The organism is Pseudomonas inefficax (assembly GCF_032164165.1).
GTDB lineage: Bacteria > Pseudomonadota > Gammaproteobacteria > Pseudomonadales > Pseudomonadaceae > Aquipseudomonas > Aquipseudomonas inefficax.
In genome coordinates this window covers 4,842,305-4,857,139 of record NZ_CP134401.1, presented here as the reverse complement: position 1 = coordinate 4,857,139, position 14,835 = coordinate 4,842,305, and the positions used below count along the sequence as shown (strand labels likewise).

Genomic DNA, 14,835 nt, shown 5'->3' with positions numbered 1-14,835 from the left:
GCCGATGCAGTCCCTGTGGGAGCGGGCTTGCCCGCGAATGGGCCGCAGCGCGGCCCCGGCAGTTTCAGCCCTTGACCACTTCCTGCAGGCGCGCCCAAAGCTGTTCGACATGCTCCCGCTCGGTCGGCAACGCGCCAATCGACACCCGCACCATCCACCGCCCATCCAGCGTCGCCGGCGTCACATAGGCATCCCCGGACGCATTCAGCCGCTCGGCCCAGCCCTTGGTATGCGCATCCAGCGCCTCCCCCTCCAGCCCCGCCGGCCGATGGCGAATGCACAACGTCTGCAACTGCACCGGCGCCAGCACTTCCCACTGCGCCGCCGCCCCGATTTGCCCGGCAAGCCACTGGGCATTGTCCAGGTCACGCCGCAGCCGTGCCTGCAAGGCCTCGACGCCCTCGCTGCGCAGCATGAACCACAGCTTCAATGCGCGGAACCGGCGGCCCAGCGGGATACCCCAGTCACGCAGGTTCTTCACCTCGCCATCCACCGCCGACTGCAGGTAGCTGGGGTTGGTGCTCATGACCCGGATCAGGTGCTGTGGGTCGCGCACGTAGTAGATCGAGCAATCGAAGGCCACGCCCAGCCACTTGTGCGCGTTGACCACCAGCGAATCGGCTAGCTCGATGCCGTCCCACATCCAGCGGCATTCCGGCAGGATCATCGCCGAGCCGGCCATGGCCGAGTCCACATGCAGCCACAGGCCATGGGCCTGGGCGATCTCGCCGATCGGCCGCAGCGGGTCGATGGCCGTGGTGGCGGTGGTGCCGGTGGTCGCGACCACGGCGCAGGGCTGGTTGCCGGCGGCCAGGTCCTGCTCGATCGCCGCCTGCAGTGCTTCCGGGCGCAGGGCGTAGCGTTCGTCGGTCGGGATCAGGCGGATATTGTCGCGGCCAAAACCGGCCAGCAAAGCGGCTTTGTCCACCGAGCTGTGGGCGTGCGCGCTGACATAGACGATCAGCGGCCTGGCCTGGGCTTGCAGGCCGCCGCGGACCAGTGCGTAGTCGCTGGCGCGTTCCCGCGCGCAGATCAGCGCCACCAGGGTGCTGGTGGATGCGGTGTCCTGGATCACCCCACTCCATTGGCCAGACAGGCCGAGCAGCTGACGCAGCCAGTCGAGGGTGGTTTCCTCCAGTTCGCTCAGGGCCGGGCTGGACTGCCACGACAGGCCCAGCACGCCCAGGCCGGTGCTGAGGAAATCACCGAGGACCGACGAGAGGGTGCCGTTGGAAGGGAAGTAACCGTAGAAGTTCGGGTGCTGCCAATGGGACAGGCCGGGCATGACCAGCTGGTTGACGTCGTCGAGGATCGCTGCGAAAGGCTCGCCTTGCCGGGGGGCTTGAGCGGGCAGCGCGGCCTTGAGGTAGCCGGGTTCGACTTGCGCCATGACCGGGCGCTCGCCCACGGTCTGGCGGTAGTCGGCGATCAGGTCGATCAGTTGGTGGCCGTACTGGCGGAATTGTTCGGGGGTCACCTGGGGGTCTCCTGTGGGTGGTTCGCTGGCTGTACTGGCCTCTTCGCGGGTGAACCCGCTCCCACAGATACCCCACAGCTTTCAGAAACTGTGGCGGTCCTGTGGGAGCGGGTTCACCCGCGAAGAGGCCAGTACAGGCAACACAATGTCCCCAGTCTAGGCACCTATCCGCAGGCGAATAACCCCGCTTCGCGCATAGCTGCTATGGCAAACCCGCATGCCCACCCTGCACACCGAACTGCGACTGGCGCCACAACTCGAACACCCGGTTGCGCAACCAGCGGTGCTCTGCCGAGGCCTGCAGGCGCTGGTGCCATACCACCCAGTAGCGCTGGCTGTGGTCGATGAAGCCCAACGGCCGCCAGGCCAGGTCGTGCAGGCGGCACAGCTGCCGGGCGATGTGCTCGGGCACGGTGGCCAGCGCTTGGCTGTTGGCGATCACCTGCACGGTGGCCGAGAAGAACGGCACTTCCAGGCTGACCCGCCGTTGCAGGCCCTGGGCGCGCAAGTGGCGGTCGATGAAGCTGTCCTTGTCGCCACCGCCGGAAATTCGCACATGCTTGTGCGCCAGGTAGTCAGCCTGGCTGAGTGCGCCGTGGGCAGCCAGCGGATGGTCGTGACGCATCAGGCACACTGCGCGGTCCTCGCCCAACAGCCGACCGTGCAGGTTGGGTGGCGACTCGTCGAACAAGGTGGTGGCCAGGTCGATCTCGCCACTGGCCAGCAAGGCGTACTGGCCGGCCTGCCAGGTGCGGTACTCCAGCGATACGCCCGGTGCTTCGCGCTCCAGCGCCGCCACCAGCAGCGGCAGCATGTGCTCGGCCACGTAGTCCGAAGCGGCCAGGCAGAAACGCCGCTCGCAGCGCGCCGGGTCGAATACCGCGGGCTGGCGCAGGGCGTGCAGCTCTTCGAGAACCTGGCGCAGGGGTTCGACCAGGGCTTCGGCGTGTTCACTGAGCACGTAACCACGGCCCTGGCGAACCAGCAACGGGTCGTCGAAGGCTTCGCGCAGGTGGGCCAGCTGGCGGCTGAGGGCAGACTGGCTGACGCCCAGGCGCTCGGCGGCATGGCTGAGGTTCTTCAGCTGCAGCAGGTGGTCGAGGGTGCGCAGGTGGGCGAGGCTGAGGGAGGCGAAGGTGGGGTTCATCGGGGTTCAGCTCCAGACCGCTGGCGAGGGCTTTGCCCTCGTTTCGCGACACAAGGCCGCTCCCACATGGGTCATGCGTTCCCCTGTAGGAGCGGCCTTGTGTCGCGATGGGCCGCAAAGCGGCCCCGGATACGCAGATCAGTCAGTCAGACCAACATAAACGTTCTGCACATCATCGTTCTCGTCGATCGCCTCGAGGAACGCTTCCACCTCGGCCAGCGCTTCGGCACTCAGGCTGGCCGCGCTCACCGGGTTCTTCGGGGTGTAGCCGATCTTCGCCGAAGTCACGGTGAAGCCATGCTCCGGCAGGGCCTTCTGCACCGCGTCCAGGTCGGTGGTGTCGGTGATGAACAGGGTCGAACCCTCTTCGTCGCCTTCCTCGAAGTCCTGCGCACCGGCTTCGATGGCTGCCATTTCCGGGTCAGCGTCACCGTTCGGGGTGGCTTCGATCAGGCCGACATGGTTGAAGTCCCAGGCCACCGAACCGCTGGCACCCAGCTGGCCCTTGCGGAACAGCACGCGAATTTGCGCGACGGTGCGGTTGACGTTGTCGGTCAGGCACTCGACGATCAGCGGTACCTGGTGCGGGGCGAAGCCTTCGTAGCTTACCGCCGAGTACTGCACGGCATCGCCGTCCAGGCCCGCGCCCTTGCGGATTGCGCGCTCCAGGGTCTCGCGGGTCATCGAAGCCTTCTTGGCCTGCTCGATGGCCAGGCGCAGGCGTGGGTTCATGTCCGGGTCGGCGCCGGACTTGGCGGCGATCTGGATCTCTTTGGACAGCTTGCCCATGATCTTGCCTTTGGCGTTGGCCGCGGCTTCTTTATGTTTGGCTTTCCACTGTGCGCCCATGTCGACTCTCTTGTTTCAGCGGCCGGTTCAGGAAGCGACCGGCCAAAAGTGGGTGCAGTTTATACGCCCTCCGGCCTGTGTTCGACAAGAAATCGCTGGGGCCGCTTCGCGACCCAATCGCGACACAAGGCCGCTCCTACAGAAGAAGCGCGCCAATCTGGGCTTGCGCGTCCCCCTGTAGGAGCGGCCTTGTGTCGCGACAGGGGTGCGAAGCGCCCCCAAAAAATCAGCCTTTATCGGCCTTGCCCGCCGCCGCCGCAAACCGCGCCAGCCGCACATCCAGCCTCCGCGGCCGCAGCCCACGGTCCTCGGCCCGCTCCTTGCGGCGGATGGCATTACGCACCATCAGCGAGCCCAGGTAGCGGATCGGCTCGGGCGGGAACAGCCCCAGCGGCCCCTTGACCAGCGGCGAACGGGTCCATGGGTTGTCCAGCCCCAGTGCCAGCGACGACAGAATCTGCCCCCCCATGTGGCACGGCCCGACGCCGCTGCCGGAATAACCAAAGCCATAGAACACGTTGCCCTGCCCGTCCAGCCGGCCAAAGAACGGCAAACCGGTCACCGAGCGGTCGGACGGCCCGTTCCAGCTGGCCGCCAGCGGCACCTCGGCCAGCGCCGGGAAAAACCCGCCCAGGCTTTCACGCAGCAGCGGCCGGTACGGCGAAGGCTGGTCGAACACCGGCAGCATGCGCCCGCCATAGGCGAAGGTATTGCCGCCCTTGCCGAGCATCAGCCGACCATCGGAGGTGTTGTGGTAGTAATGCACGAATATCCGCGAATCGAGCACGCTGATACCGCTGTCCAGGCCGATCTGGTGCAGCAGTTCGGGGCAAGGTTCGGTAATTACCATGTCGCTGGAAACAATCGCCACGCTGCGCTCGAACTGCGGGAAAGCCCGCGCCATCCAGGCATTCAGGCCCAATACCACGCGGTCGGCACGCACCGTGCCTTGGGCCGTGCGCACCTGCACCGGGGTGCCGTGCTCCAGGCCGGTCATGGCGGTGCCCTCATGGATGCGCACGCCACGCTGCAAGGCCACCCGGCGCAGGCCGCGCACCAGCTTGCCCGGTTGCACTGTGGCCGCGGCCGGCGAGAACCAGCCTTCCAGGTGCCGCGCCGAACCCGCCAGGCGCTGCACCTGTTCCAGCGGCAGGCGGCTGAACGAATTGATCCCCTTGCGCTCCAGTGCGGCCACCACCGCATCGGTGGCACCGACCTGGGCGGCATTGGTGGCGGTGTACAGCGTGCCGTCCAGGCGGTAGTCGCAGTCGATGCCATTGGCCGCGCAGAACGTGCCGATTTCACCGATGCTGCGCTCCGACTCACGCACCAGGCGCACCGCCTCGGCCACCCCGAACAGCCGCTCGAGGGTGAAGTACTTGGCCGACCAGGACAGCGCACAGCCACCATTGCGGCCACTGGCTCCAGCGCCGCAGATATCGGCCTCGATCAGCACGATATCCAGGGCCGGCACCGCTTCCTTGAGCATCAGTGCGGTCCACAGGCCGGTATAGCCGCCACCGACGATACACACATCGCAACGGGCATCGCCTTGCAGCGGCGGGCAGACTGCCTCTTGCGCCGAATCCAGGGCCTGTTGCAGCCAGAAGGGTCTCATTCGCTCGCTTTCCTTTCAGGTACGCAGTGGCTTGATTGCCATGCTGGTATTCGGTGCCACGTCATTGCTTTGCGCAGCGCTGGCCGGGCGGCTGTTCCAGTGCGGCAGCAGCACAAGTGCAGAGAACAGCGCGCAGCCGGCGAACACGATGAACACCGTGACGCCATCGAAGTACCCCGGCAGCAGCCCGCCCAACACCGCCCCCACCGAGCCGCAGCCGTTGACGAAGCCAGCCGCGGTGGCGCCGGCCTTGGCGGTGCCGAAGTCGATGGCCGCGGCGCCACTGATCATCGAGTCCGGCCCGTACAGGGTCAGGCCCATGACGAACAGCAGGGCCACCACCAGGATCACGCTGCCGGTGTGCATGGCCGCCATGAAGGCCGCCAGGGCCATGGTCAGCAGCACCAGGCTGATGACGCAGGCCGGCATGCGTCGTGCGCCGAACAGCTTGTCGGAGGCCAGGCCGATGATGATCGGGCCGAGCAACCCAGCCAGTTCGAAGGCTGTCGGGATGATCGCTGCACCCACCTTGCCCACGGAGGGCATCTGCTCGAAGACGATCACCGGCCCCCACAGCAGGATGGCGTAGCGCGCCGGTTTCAACAGGAAGTACGCCAGGCCCAGGGTCAGCACCGTGCGGTTGCGCATGATCTCCTTCAGCGGCGCCCACACGCTGCACAGGTTGCCGGCCGGGGCCATGCTCTGCGGCTCGGGCTCTACTGCCGGCAGGCCGACGTCTTCAGGCTTGTTGCGCTGCAGGAAGAAGAACAGCACGGCCACCAGCGCCACCACCGCGGCACTGGAGAAGAACGCCGCGTGCCAGGTACCGACCAGGGTATAGGCCCACCAGCCGGCGAACGGCGAAGCCACCAGGCCGCCGAAGGCATAGCAGGAACTCCACAGGCCCAGCACCCGCCCACGCTGCGATGCCGGGAAGAAGCTGCCAATGTTCTTGCACAACCCGGCCCAGCCGGTGGATTGCGCCAGCCCCTGCACCAGCATGCAGGTGGCAAAGATCGGGAAGGTGGCGTAACTGCCCATCACCACCGCCGCCGCCGCAGAAATCAGCAGGCCGCCGAGTACCACCACGCGTGGGCCAAAGCGGTCGGCAAGCATGCCCCAGGTGAACTGGCCTACGGCGTAGGCGGCCAGGTAGATGGCATCGAGGTTGGCCATGGCGGCCTTGTCGAGCATGAAGTTGGGGTCTTCACCGATGCCCAGCTTGGCCACCGAGAAGGCCTTGCGGGTGAAGTAGAAGGCGGCGTAGGCCAGCCAGGTAATGGCGAAAATCTGGATACGCCAGCGTTTGAACGCGGCTAGGGATTGGTTCATGTAAGTCTGACCTCTTGCTCAAGTGTGCCGGCAGAATGTGAAGAAACGCCTGTCTTGTTCTTGTGTTACGCACAGCGATGACGAGGCTGTCATCGGGTCAGATGGCGCCGTGTGGGTGCCATGGCCCTGGCGGCACTTGTGGTGCCAGCGTCGGGCTGACATGCATGGAAACAGTTGCGCTAAGATAAATAAAATCGATTTATCGTATTTCACACATAAGCCCAGCTTGTTACTGAGGTGGTCATGTCGGTTTCCCACGCACAACTCAAGGCCTTCCATGCCGTGGCGGTTCACGGCAGCTTCACCCGCGCCGCGGAAAAACTGTTTCTTACCCAGCCCGCGGTGTCGGACCAGGTGCGCAAACTGGAGGAGCGCTTCGGCGTCTTGCTGTTCCACCGCAACAAACGTTCGGTGCAGCTCACCGACCTCGGCGAGCGCCTGCTGGGCATCAGCCAGCGCCTGTTCGCCTGCGAGGCCGAGGCCCATGAACTGCTGCAGGATTCGCGTGCGCTTCACACCGGCAGCCTGGTGCTGGCGGTGGACGCGCCGGTGCATGTACTGCCGCAGATCGCCCGCTTTTGCCAACGCTACCCGGGCATCCAGGTAAAGATCGAGACTGGCAACACCGACGAGTCGCTGGCCCGACTGTTCAGCTACCAGGCCGACCTGGCCCTGCTGGGGCGGGATGTGGACGATGAGCGGCTGCATTGCCTGCCGCTGCGTCGCGACCCGATGGTGGCGTTTGTTTCCCACCAGCACCCGTGGGCCAGCCGCGGCGCGATCAGCCTGGCGGACCTGGACGATACGCCGTTGGTGCTGCGCGAGCCCGGGTCGGTGACGCGGCAGACGCTGGAAGAAGAAATGCAACGGGCCGGGCTGCGGATTCGCCCGGCGATCCAGGTGGAAGGTCGCGAAGCGGCGCGCGAAGCGGTGGTGGTGGGGATTGGTGTGGGAGTGGTGTCGGCGGCGGAGTTTGGTGCGGATGCGCGGGTGTGCGCGTTGCCGATCGTCGATTGCCAACGGCACCTGACCGAGACACTGGTGTGCCTGAGTGAACAGCGAACGCGGCGGGTGGTGGCGACCTTCCTGCAGATGGTGGAGGAAGGGTTGTAAACCTGTGCCGGCCTCTTCGCGGGTGAACCCGCTCCCACAGGGACCGCACCAGAGCTCAGATTGGCGCAGTACCTGTGGGGGACCAATACAGGCAGCTCTCACAGGTATTCCACAGCACTCGAGCTCTGTGGAGTATCTGTGGGAGCGGGTTCACCCGCGAAGAGGCCGCTACAGGCAACCCAACTATGCTGGGATAACCTCCTTCTCCGGCATTCAACCCATGCTCTACCGCCTGGCCGCCGACACCCTGGTGCTGCTGCACCTGGCCTTCATCCTGCTGGTGCTGTTCGGCGGCCTGCTGGTGCTGCGCTGGCGCCCTGCCCTGCTGCTGCACCTGCCAGCCCTGGCCTGGGGCCTGGCGGTGGAGTGCCTGCACCTGGGCTGCCCGCTGACCACCTGGGAGAACCGCATGCGCAGCGCGGCCGGTGACGCGGGCTACCAGGGAGGCTTCGTCGAGCACTACATCTGGCCGTTGATCTACCCCGCCGGGCTGACCCCGCACCTCCAGCTGCTGCTAGGCACTTTCGTGCTCCTGCTCAACCTCGGCATCTACAGTTACGCGGCCTGGCGCTGGCGCCGGCCTAGCGGGTAGCGACCACGAACAAGCGCGGGAACGGCAACAGCACCTTGCCGTCGCTGGCCGGCGGATAGTCGCGCTGCATGGCTTGCAGGTACATCTGCAGGAAGTCGGCCTGCTCCCGTTCATCGAGCTTGGCCAGATATGGCCTCAGCGCCGAACCCTTGAACCATTCCACCACCGCTTCAGCGCCGCCCATCAGCGGGTGGTGATAGGTGGTGCGCCAAACATCCACGCGCGCACACAGCGGGCTGAGCAGGTCGTAGTAGAACGCTGCGTTGTGCCGCGGCGGCAGCTGGAAATCGGCAAATTTCGTTGCCCAAGGGCCTTGGCTGGCGATCTCGCGCAATTGCCGGTGGGCCGGCTCGTCAAGGTTGTCGGGGGTCTGCACGGCCAGGCTGGCACCCTCGCTCAACTGGCGCACCAGGTGCGGGTACAGCGAGGCGTGGTCGGGTACCCATTGCAGCGAGGCGTTGGCCAGGATCAGGTCCTGCGGTTCGGGGGCGGACCAGCCGGCAATGTCACCGATGACCATGCGCACGCGGGGGATGCACAGCCGTTTGCGCTCGCGGGCCTTGTCGATCATGTCCGGGTCGCTGTCCAGGGCCGTCACCTGGGCATCCGGGTAACGTTGCAGCAGCACCTCGGTGGAATTGCCAGGGCCACAGCCCAGGTCGGTGGCGTGGCGGACCGGGCGTGGTGGCACAGCGGCGAGCAGGTCGCGCACGGCACGGGTGCGCTCGTCTTCAAAAAGGGAATATTGGGTGGCGGACCAGGCCATGTGAAGCTCCTCTGGGCGGGCAATGTGTGTTCAGCATATGCCATGTAACAGGCGGCGCGATCCCTGTAGGAGCGGCCTTGTGTCGCGATCGGGCCGCAAGGCGGCCCCAGCGATAGTCGCAGCAATCGAGAAATCTGGGGCCGCTTTGCGGCCCGATCGCGACACAAGGCCGCTCCTACAACGGCGCACAAGCCGGAACTGGCCCAACAACGCGAAACGGCCGGGTCCCCGAGGGAGCCGGCCGTTTCGAGAAGCGAGTGACGCTTAGTGCTGCTTGCCAGAACGGATCTGGTGCACCACACCCATCGCCACCACGATTGCCGCGGCGATACCAGTGGAGATCACCAGGATCTGGTAGTCAGGCATGAAGGCCATGGTCACCAGGGCGGCCACGATGAACGCGATCACCAGGTAGGTCAGCCATGGGAACAGCCACATCTTCAGGCGTACTTCCTTGCCTTCGGCAATCAGCTTGCGGCGCATGCGCAGCTGCGAGAAGGCAATCACCAGGTACACCAGCAAGGCGATCATGCCGGTAGTGTTCATCAGGGTTTCCAGCACGTCTTTCGGGCGCAGGGTCTCGCTGAAGTTGATCAGCGCACACACCACGGCCACGGCGCACGAACCCATGATCGCGTACACCGGTACACCGGTGCCGGCGCGGGTGATCTTGAAGAACGACGGCGCGTCGCCACGCTGGGCCAGGGAGAACAGCATGCGAGAAGCAGTGTAGTGGCCCGAGATCAGGCAGCTGCTCACCGAGGTCAGCACCACGAAGTTCATCAGCAGCTCGGCATATGGCACGCCCAGCAGCTCCAGGGTGCGGCGGTAGGCGCCATAGCCGGAAACGCCCAGGTGCGGGTCGTTCCAGGGTACCAGGCAGACGATCAGGAAGATCGAACCCACGTAGAACAGGCACACACGCCAGACCACCGAGTTGGTCGCCTTGACGATCTGCGCGGCCGGGTCCTTGGCTTCGGAAGCGGCGATGGTGACGATCTCCGCGCCGAGGAAGGCGAACATGACCCCGAGCAAGGCACCGATCACGGTGGTGATGCCGTTGGGCATGAAACCTTCTGCGGTGAGGTGGCTGATGCCACGCACTTCACCGAACTGCCAGATGTTCAGCACGGCAGCGGTACACACGATCAGGAAGCAGACGATCGCGATCACCTTGATCAAGGCGAACCAGAACTCGAACTCACCGTAGTGCTTGACGTTGAAGAAGTTGACGGTGATCAGCAGCAGGGTCGTGGCCAGTACGAACACGTTGACGCTGACGTCGGGGAAGAAACCATGCAGGATCTTGCCCGCCACATAAGCTTCCCAGGCCATGAGGATCACCCAGTACCACCAGTACAGCCAGCCGATGGTGAAACCGGCCCAACGGCCGATGGCGCGATCGGCATAGGTGGAGAACGAACCGGTGTCTGGCGAGGAAGTCGCCATTTCACCCAGCATGCGCATGATCAGTACCACCAGGATGCCGCCTGCCAGGTAGGCCAGCACAGCAGCTGGGCCGGCGCTGTGAATCACGCTGCCGGAACCGACGAACAAGGCGCCGCCGATAACCCCGGCGATCGACATCATCGTCAGGTGGCGCGACTTGAGCGAGGCACTGAGCTTGCTCTCGTGCCCGCTTTTCGCGGTGGTGGTTGTGGATGTTGCGTCCATCAGTTGTGTACCCCGTGCTTCTTTTTATCCAAGGAAAACTGTGAAACCCCGATGGCTGGCGGTTTCACGTACATCAGTGCTAATGCGCGCAGGATGGTGTGAGCGAACACACGCAGGCCTTCCATGGCGGCCTGCTGACGCGCCCCAGGGCAGGCGCCTGAGGCGAACTGAACATGCTTTAGGTGGCGATATCTGACACCTAATGTAAAAATGTCCGACGCAGAGAGCCATGCACAGTGGCATGAATCTCGCACTGCACTGTACAGGTCGCCCATGCAATACACCTTGCAAACGCCGGGCGATACGCACCCTGAAGGCCCCGAATGTTCGAATTACATCCAGACTCCTCGACCCCGCTGGTGAACCAGATCATCGACGGGCTGCGCGAGCTGATCGACAACCAGACCCTCAAGCCAGGCGCCAAGGTCCCCTCGATCCGCGCCTTTGCCGCGAGCTATTCGGTGAGCACCTTCACCGTGGTCGAGGCCTACGACCGCCTGGTCGCCCAAGGCCTGCTGGTGAGCCGTGGCAACGCGGGGTTCTTTGTCAACCGGGCGGCCGGCGAACTGCTCGACCCGCACAACACCGAGGCCGACACCAGTCGACCAACGTTCAACTCCGAGTGGTACCTGCAGCAGATCTTCGAAATCCGCCAGTTGCCGTTCAAGCCGGGGTGCGGCTGGTTGCCCAACGACTGGATGTACGAAGACGGCCTGCGCCGTGGCTTGCGCCAGGTGGCCGGCAGCCCGCTGGAGCTGTCGGGTTATGGCGACCCCATGGGCCTGATGGAGCTGCGTGCCCTGACCGCACAGAACCTGCAGCAGGAACTGTCGATCGTTGCCAACCCGGCGCAGCTGATGCTCACCCATGGCGCCAGCCAGGCCCTGGACCTGGCCGCGCGTACCTTGGTGCGCCCGGGCGATGTGGTGCTGGTGGACGACCCCGGCTACCCCAACCTGATGAGCATCCTGCGCACCCAGGGCGCGACCCTGGTCGGCGTGCCGCGCACACCCGCCGGCTACGACCTGAATCAGCTGGAGCAGTTGCTCACTCATCACCGGCCCACTGCGTTCTTCACCCAGCCACACCTGCACAGCCCGACCTGCTCGCGCACCCCGCTGCCGCAGCTGCACCGTCTGCTGCAACTGGCCAGCCAGCACGGCTTCCGTCTGGTGGAGAACAACCTGTACGCCGACATGGTCGCCGAACCACAGCCGTGCCTGGCCAGCCTCGACCACCTGCAGCAGGTGGTGTATGTGGGCAGCTACTCGAAAAGCATTTCGCCCAACGTGCGGGTCGGCTACATGCTGGCCAACCCCGAGCTGATGCAGAAGCTGCTGCACCTGAAGATGCGCTCGGGCCTGACTACCTCGCAGGTGATGGAGCGCGTGGTGTATGCCGCGATCATCGACGGGCGCTGGCGCAAGCACCTCAAGCGCCTGCGCCAGCGTTTGGCCGAGGCGCACCAGGAAGTTGGCCGGCACCTGCATCGGTTGGGCTTCGAGCTGTTCACCGAGTCGGATGAAGGGATGTATATCTGGACCCGGCACCCGGCGATTCCGGACAGCGCGGCGTTGCTGGATGATGCGTTGGAGAAAGGCATCATGCTCGGGCCCGGGCAGTTGTTCATGGTCGATGCCAAGGCGACCGGGTGGATGCGCTTCAACGTGGCGTTCAGTACCGAGCCTGCGATGTGGGAGTTGCTGGAGAAGGTGCTGGTGAAGCATGTGCGGCGGGGTGGGATGTAACGGGCTACTTCGGCTTTCCGTGAATCCACCTTCATAGCTGGCGCCGATGGGCTGCCTGCCCCGGCCTCTTCGCGGGTAAACCCGCTCCCACATGGATCCCACCAGCCTCGAGGTTAGTGATATCCCTGTGGGAGCAATGGCCCTGCTGAAGGCCCAAGGGCTTCGCGATCCCTCTGGGAGCGGGTTCACCCGCGAAGAGGCCGGCAGCCATTCCTCAGCCGCCGGCCCCTGGCCTTATCACCAGTCCGCCTTGTCGGCAAAAAACGCCTGCGCATTCGCCTCCAGGCTCTCCAGGTGATATCCCCCTTCCTGCACGATCAGGCAAGGCAAGCACATCGCCCGAATCCGCTCGCCCAATACCGCAAACCCTTCCGTCGTCACCGCCACCTTGCTCTGCGGGTCGAGCTCATAGATATCGAACCCCAGCGACAGCACCAGCGCCTCGGCGCCAAAGTCCTTAACCGCAGCCAGCGCGATCTCCAGCTGGCCCATGAAGTCCGCTTCGCTAGCCCCATGCGCCATCGGCAAGTTGAGGTTGTACCCCTCCCCCGCACCGCTGCCACGCTCATCCTCGAAACCGGCCACGCCGGGGTAGAAATTGGTGGGGTCGCCATGCACCGACACATACAGCACATCCCGGCGGTCGTAGAAGATCTCCTGAATCCCTTGCCCATGGTGCATGTCGGTATCGAGGATGGCCACGCGGCTGTAGCGGCTGCGCAAGGCCTGGGCAGCGACAGCGGCGTTGTTGAGGTAGCAGAAACCACCGGCTGCATCGAAGCGCGCGTGGTGGCCTGGCGGCCGGCACAGGGCATAGGCCGCCGGCTCGCCGTCGAGAATGGCCTTGGCACCGGCCACAGCGCTTTGCGCAGACCAATAGGCCGAGCGCCAGGTATTTTCGCCTACAGGGCAGCTGCCGTCAGCCAGGTAGCGCCCTGCCTGGGCGAGGATGCCGCGCAGGGCGTTGGGTTCACGCACGAAGATATTGGACATGACCTCGTCGCCCCAATCCTCGGGCACTTCCTTCCAGCGCGCATGGGCCTCTTCGAGAAAGGCCAGGTAGGCCTCGCCATGCACGGCTTTGAGCGGCTCGAGGCCGGCGTCCTCAGGCTGGCGGATGTCAAAGCCCAGATCGTTGGCGGCCTGCAGCAGGCGCTGGGCGCGTTCGGGGACTTCCTGCGGGGTGCGCATGGCGCCGCGCGAGTAGTAGCTGCGCGGGTGGTGCAGCAGCTGTTCGGGGTGGAAGTAGCAACGCATCAGGCGTCTCCTTGTTCGATACGGCCCGCGCGGGCCAGCACGGCATTGAGCAGTACATCGGCGCCCTGGCGGGCGTCGTCGGGCAACACGTCTTCGGCTTCGTTGTGGCTCAGGCCGCCGACACAAGGGATGAACACCATCGCCGTCGGGCAGTAGCGGGCCAGCAGGATGGCGTCGTGGCCGGCGCCGCTGACGATGGACTGCTGGGCATAACCGAGGCCGTCCACCGCTTGCTGCACGGCGGCTACGCAACCGGCATCGAATGGTGTGGCCGGGCTGACCCAGTGGCGCTCGATACGCACCTGCAGCCCGCGCTGATCGGCGATGGCTTGCAGCTTCAATGTCAGGTCGCGCTCCATCGCCTCGATGGCTTCATCTCGGTGATGACGCAAGTCGACGGTGAACTGCAGCAGCCCCGGAATGGTGTTGCGCGAGGACTTGGCGATGGACAGTTCACCCACCGTGGTCAGGCCTTCGGGGGCAAAATCGGCAGCCAGTTGCTCGACCGCCTGGATCATCCGTGCCGCACCGTACAGGGCATCCTTGCGCAGCGGCATCGGCGTGGTACCGGCATGCGCGGCCATACCTTCGACCCTGACATCCAGCCATCGGATGGCCTGCCCGCCGCTGACCACGCCGATGGCCTTGGCGTTGTCTTCAAGGATCGGACCTTGCTCGATATGCGCCTCGAAATAGGCATCGACCGGACCGCCCAGCGGGCGTTGGCCGGCGTAACCGGTGCGTCGCAGTTCGTCAGCGACGCTGATGCCATCGGCGTCGCGAATGGCCAGCGCTTCGTCCAGCGCCAGGGTACCGGTGAACACCGCCGATCCGAACATGGCCGGGGTGAAGCGCGCACCCTCCTCGTTCGTCCAGACAGCTATTTCCAGCGGTTTGCGGGTGTTAATGTTCAGGTCGTTGAGGCGGCGCACCACCTCCAGCCCGGCCAACACGCCATAGACGCCATCGAAACGGCCGCCCTCAGGTTGGGTGTCGAGGTGGCTGCCCATCATCACCGGCGCTGCAGCCGGGTCGCTGCCAGCGCGGCGGGCGAACAGGTTGCCGATGGCATCCACAGTCAGCGTCAGGCCGGCTTCGCGGCACCAATGGCTGAACAGTTCCCGGCCTGCCTTGTCCTCGTCGCTCAGGGCCAGGCGGCAGCTACCGCCACGGGCGGTGGCGCCGATTTCGGCCATGGCCATCAGGCTCGCCCACAGGCGTTCGCCATTGCATTTCAACATGTGCGGGTACTCCAGAAAAAA

The 14,835-nt window shown here is 65.2% G+C and carries 13 protein-coding genes; 3 read left to right on the top strand and 10 right to left on the bottom strand.

All coding sequences use genetic code 11. From position 1 onward, the window contains the following. Positions 1-64: 64 nt before the first annotated feature. From RIN61_RS21985 to RIN61_RS21965, 5 genes are all read right to left on the bottom strand, one after another. The gene (locus RIN61_RS21985) at positions 65-1,477 is read right to left on the bottom strand and encodes a DOPA decarboxylase (RefSeq protein WP_313854070.1); all 1,413 of its coding nucleotides are present in this window, start codon (positions 1,475-1,477) and stop codon (positions 65-67) included. A gap of 202 nt (positions 1,478-1,679) precedes the next feature. After that, positions 1,680-2,624 carry a LysR family transcriptional regulator gene (locus RIN61_RS21980; protein ID WP_112252238.1) on the bottom strand — a complete coding sequence of 315 codons (945 nt, stop codon included), beginning with the start codon at positions 2,622-2,624 and terminating at the stop codon, positions 1,680-1,682. Between the two features lie 138 nt (positions 2,625-2,762). Then, positions 2,763-3,473 carry a YebC/PmpR family DNA-binding transcriptional regulator gene (locus tag RIN61_RS21975; RefSeq protein WP_013972055.1) on the bottom strand — a complete coding sequence of 237 codons (711 nt, stop codon included), beginning with the start codon at positions 3,471-3,473 and terminating at the stop codon, positions 2,763-2,765. A gap of 226 nt (positions 3,474-3,699) precedes the next feature. Then, on the bottom strand, positions 3,700-5,091 hold the full coding sequence (locus RIN61_RS21970) for an FAD-dependent oxidoreductase (RefSeq protein ID WP_112252239.1): 1,392 nt from the start codon (positions 5,089-5,091) through the stop codon (positions 3,700-3,702). Positions 5,092-5,106: 15 nt separating this feature from the next. Then, positions 5,107-6,423: an MFS transporter gene (locus RIN61_RS21965; RefSeq protein ID WP_112252240.1), complete on the bottom strand. Its 1,317-nt coding sequence runs from the start codon at positions 6,421-6,423 to the stop codon at positions 5,107-5,109. A 243-nt stretch (positions 6,424-6,666) separates the two neighbouring features. On the opposite strand from RIN61_RS21965, the gene RIN61_RS21960 reads away from it, so the two are divergent. Beyond that, the gene (locus RIN61_RS21960; protein WP_013972053.1) at positions 6,667-7,536 is read left to right on the top strand and encodes a LysR substrate-binding domain-containing protein; all 870 of its coding nucleotides are present in this window, start codon (positions 6,667-6,669) and stop codon (positions 7,534-7,536) included. A 220-nt stretch (positions 7,537-7,756) separates the two neighbouring features. Then, on the top strand, positions 7,757-8,128 hold the full coding sequence (locus RIN61_RS21955) for a DUF2784 domain-containing protein (protein WP_252378990.1): 372 nt from the start codon (positions 7,757-7,759) through the stop codon (positions 8,126-8,128). Here the strand turns inward: RIN61_RS21955 and tam are convergent. The 3 genes from tam to RIN61_RS21940 all read right to left on the bottom strand — a co-directional run bounded on the left by tam (position 8,118) and on the right by RIN61_RS21940 (position 10,843). After that, entirely contained in the window at positions 8,118-8,894 is a 777-nt protein-coding gene (gene tam / locus RIN61_RS21950; RefSeq protein WP_112252242.1) for a trans-aconitate 2-methyltransferase, read from the bottom strand. The genes RIN61_RS21955 and tam overlap by 11 nt on opposite strands. A gap of 264 nt (positions 8,895-9,158) precedes the next feature. Beyond that, on the bottom strand, positions 9,159-10,568 hold the full coding sequence (locus tag RIN61_RS21945) for an amino acid permease (RefSeq protein WP_085624272.1): 1,410 nt from the start codon (positions 10,566-10,568) through the stop codon (positions 9,159-9,161). After that, on the bottom strand, positions 10,568-10,843 hold the full coding sequence (locus tag RIN61_RS21940; RefSeq protein WP_146742838.1) for a hypothetical protein: 276 nt from the start codon (positions 10,841-10,843) through the stop codon (positions 10,568-10,570). The genes RIN61_RS21945 and RIN61_RS21940 overlap by 1 nt, the downstream gene beginning before the upstream one ends. Positions 10,844-10,891: 48 nt before the next feature. Between RIN61_RS21940 and RIN61_RS21935 the strand changes: the two genes are divergently transcribed. Beyond that, positions 10,892-12,316 carry an aminotransferase-like domain-containing protein gene (locus RIN61_RS21935; RefSeq protein ID WP_313854059.1) on the top strand — a complete coding sequence of 475 codons (1,425 nt, stop codon included), beginning with the start codon at positions 10,892-10,894 and terminating at the stop codon, positions 12,314-12,316. A gap of 237 nt (positions 12,317-12,553) precedes the next feature. Here the strand turns inward: RIN61_RS21935 and RIN61_RS21930 are convergent, their stop codons facing one another. Then, positions 12,554-13,573 (bottom strand): histone deacetylase family protein, encoded by a 1,020-nt coding sequence (locus RIN61_RS21930; RefSeq protein WP_313854056.1) that lies wholly within the window; start codon positions 13,571-13,573, stop codon positions 12,554-12,556. After that, entirely contained in the window at positions 13,573-14,814 is a 1,242-nt protein-coding gene (locus RIN61_RS21925) for a Zn-dependent hydrolase (protein WP_207879519.1), read from the bottom strand. Before RIN61_RS21925 ends, RIN61_RS21930 begins: the two co-directional genes overlap by 1 nt. Positions 14,815-14,835 lie beyond the last annotated feature (21 nt).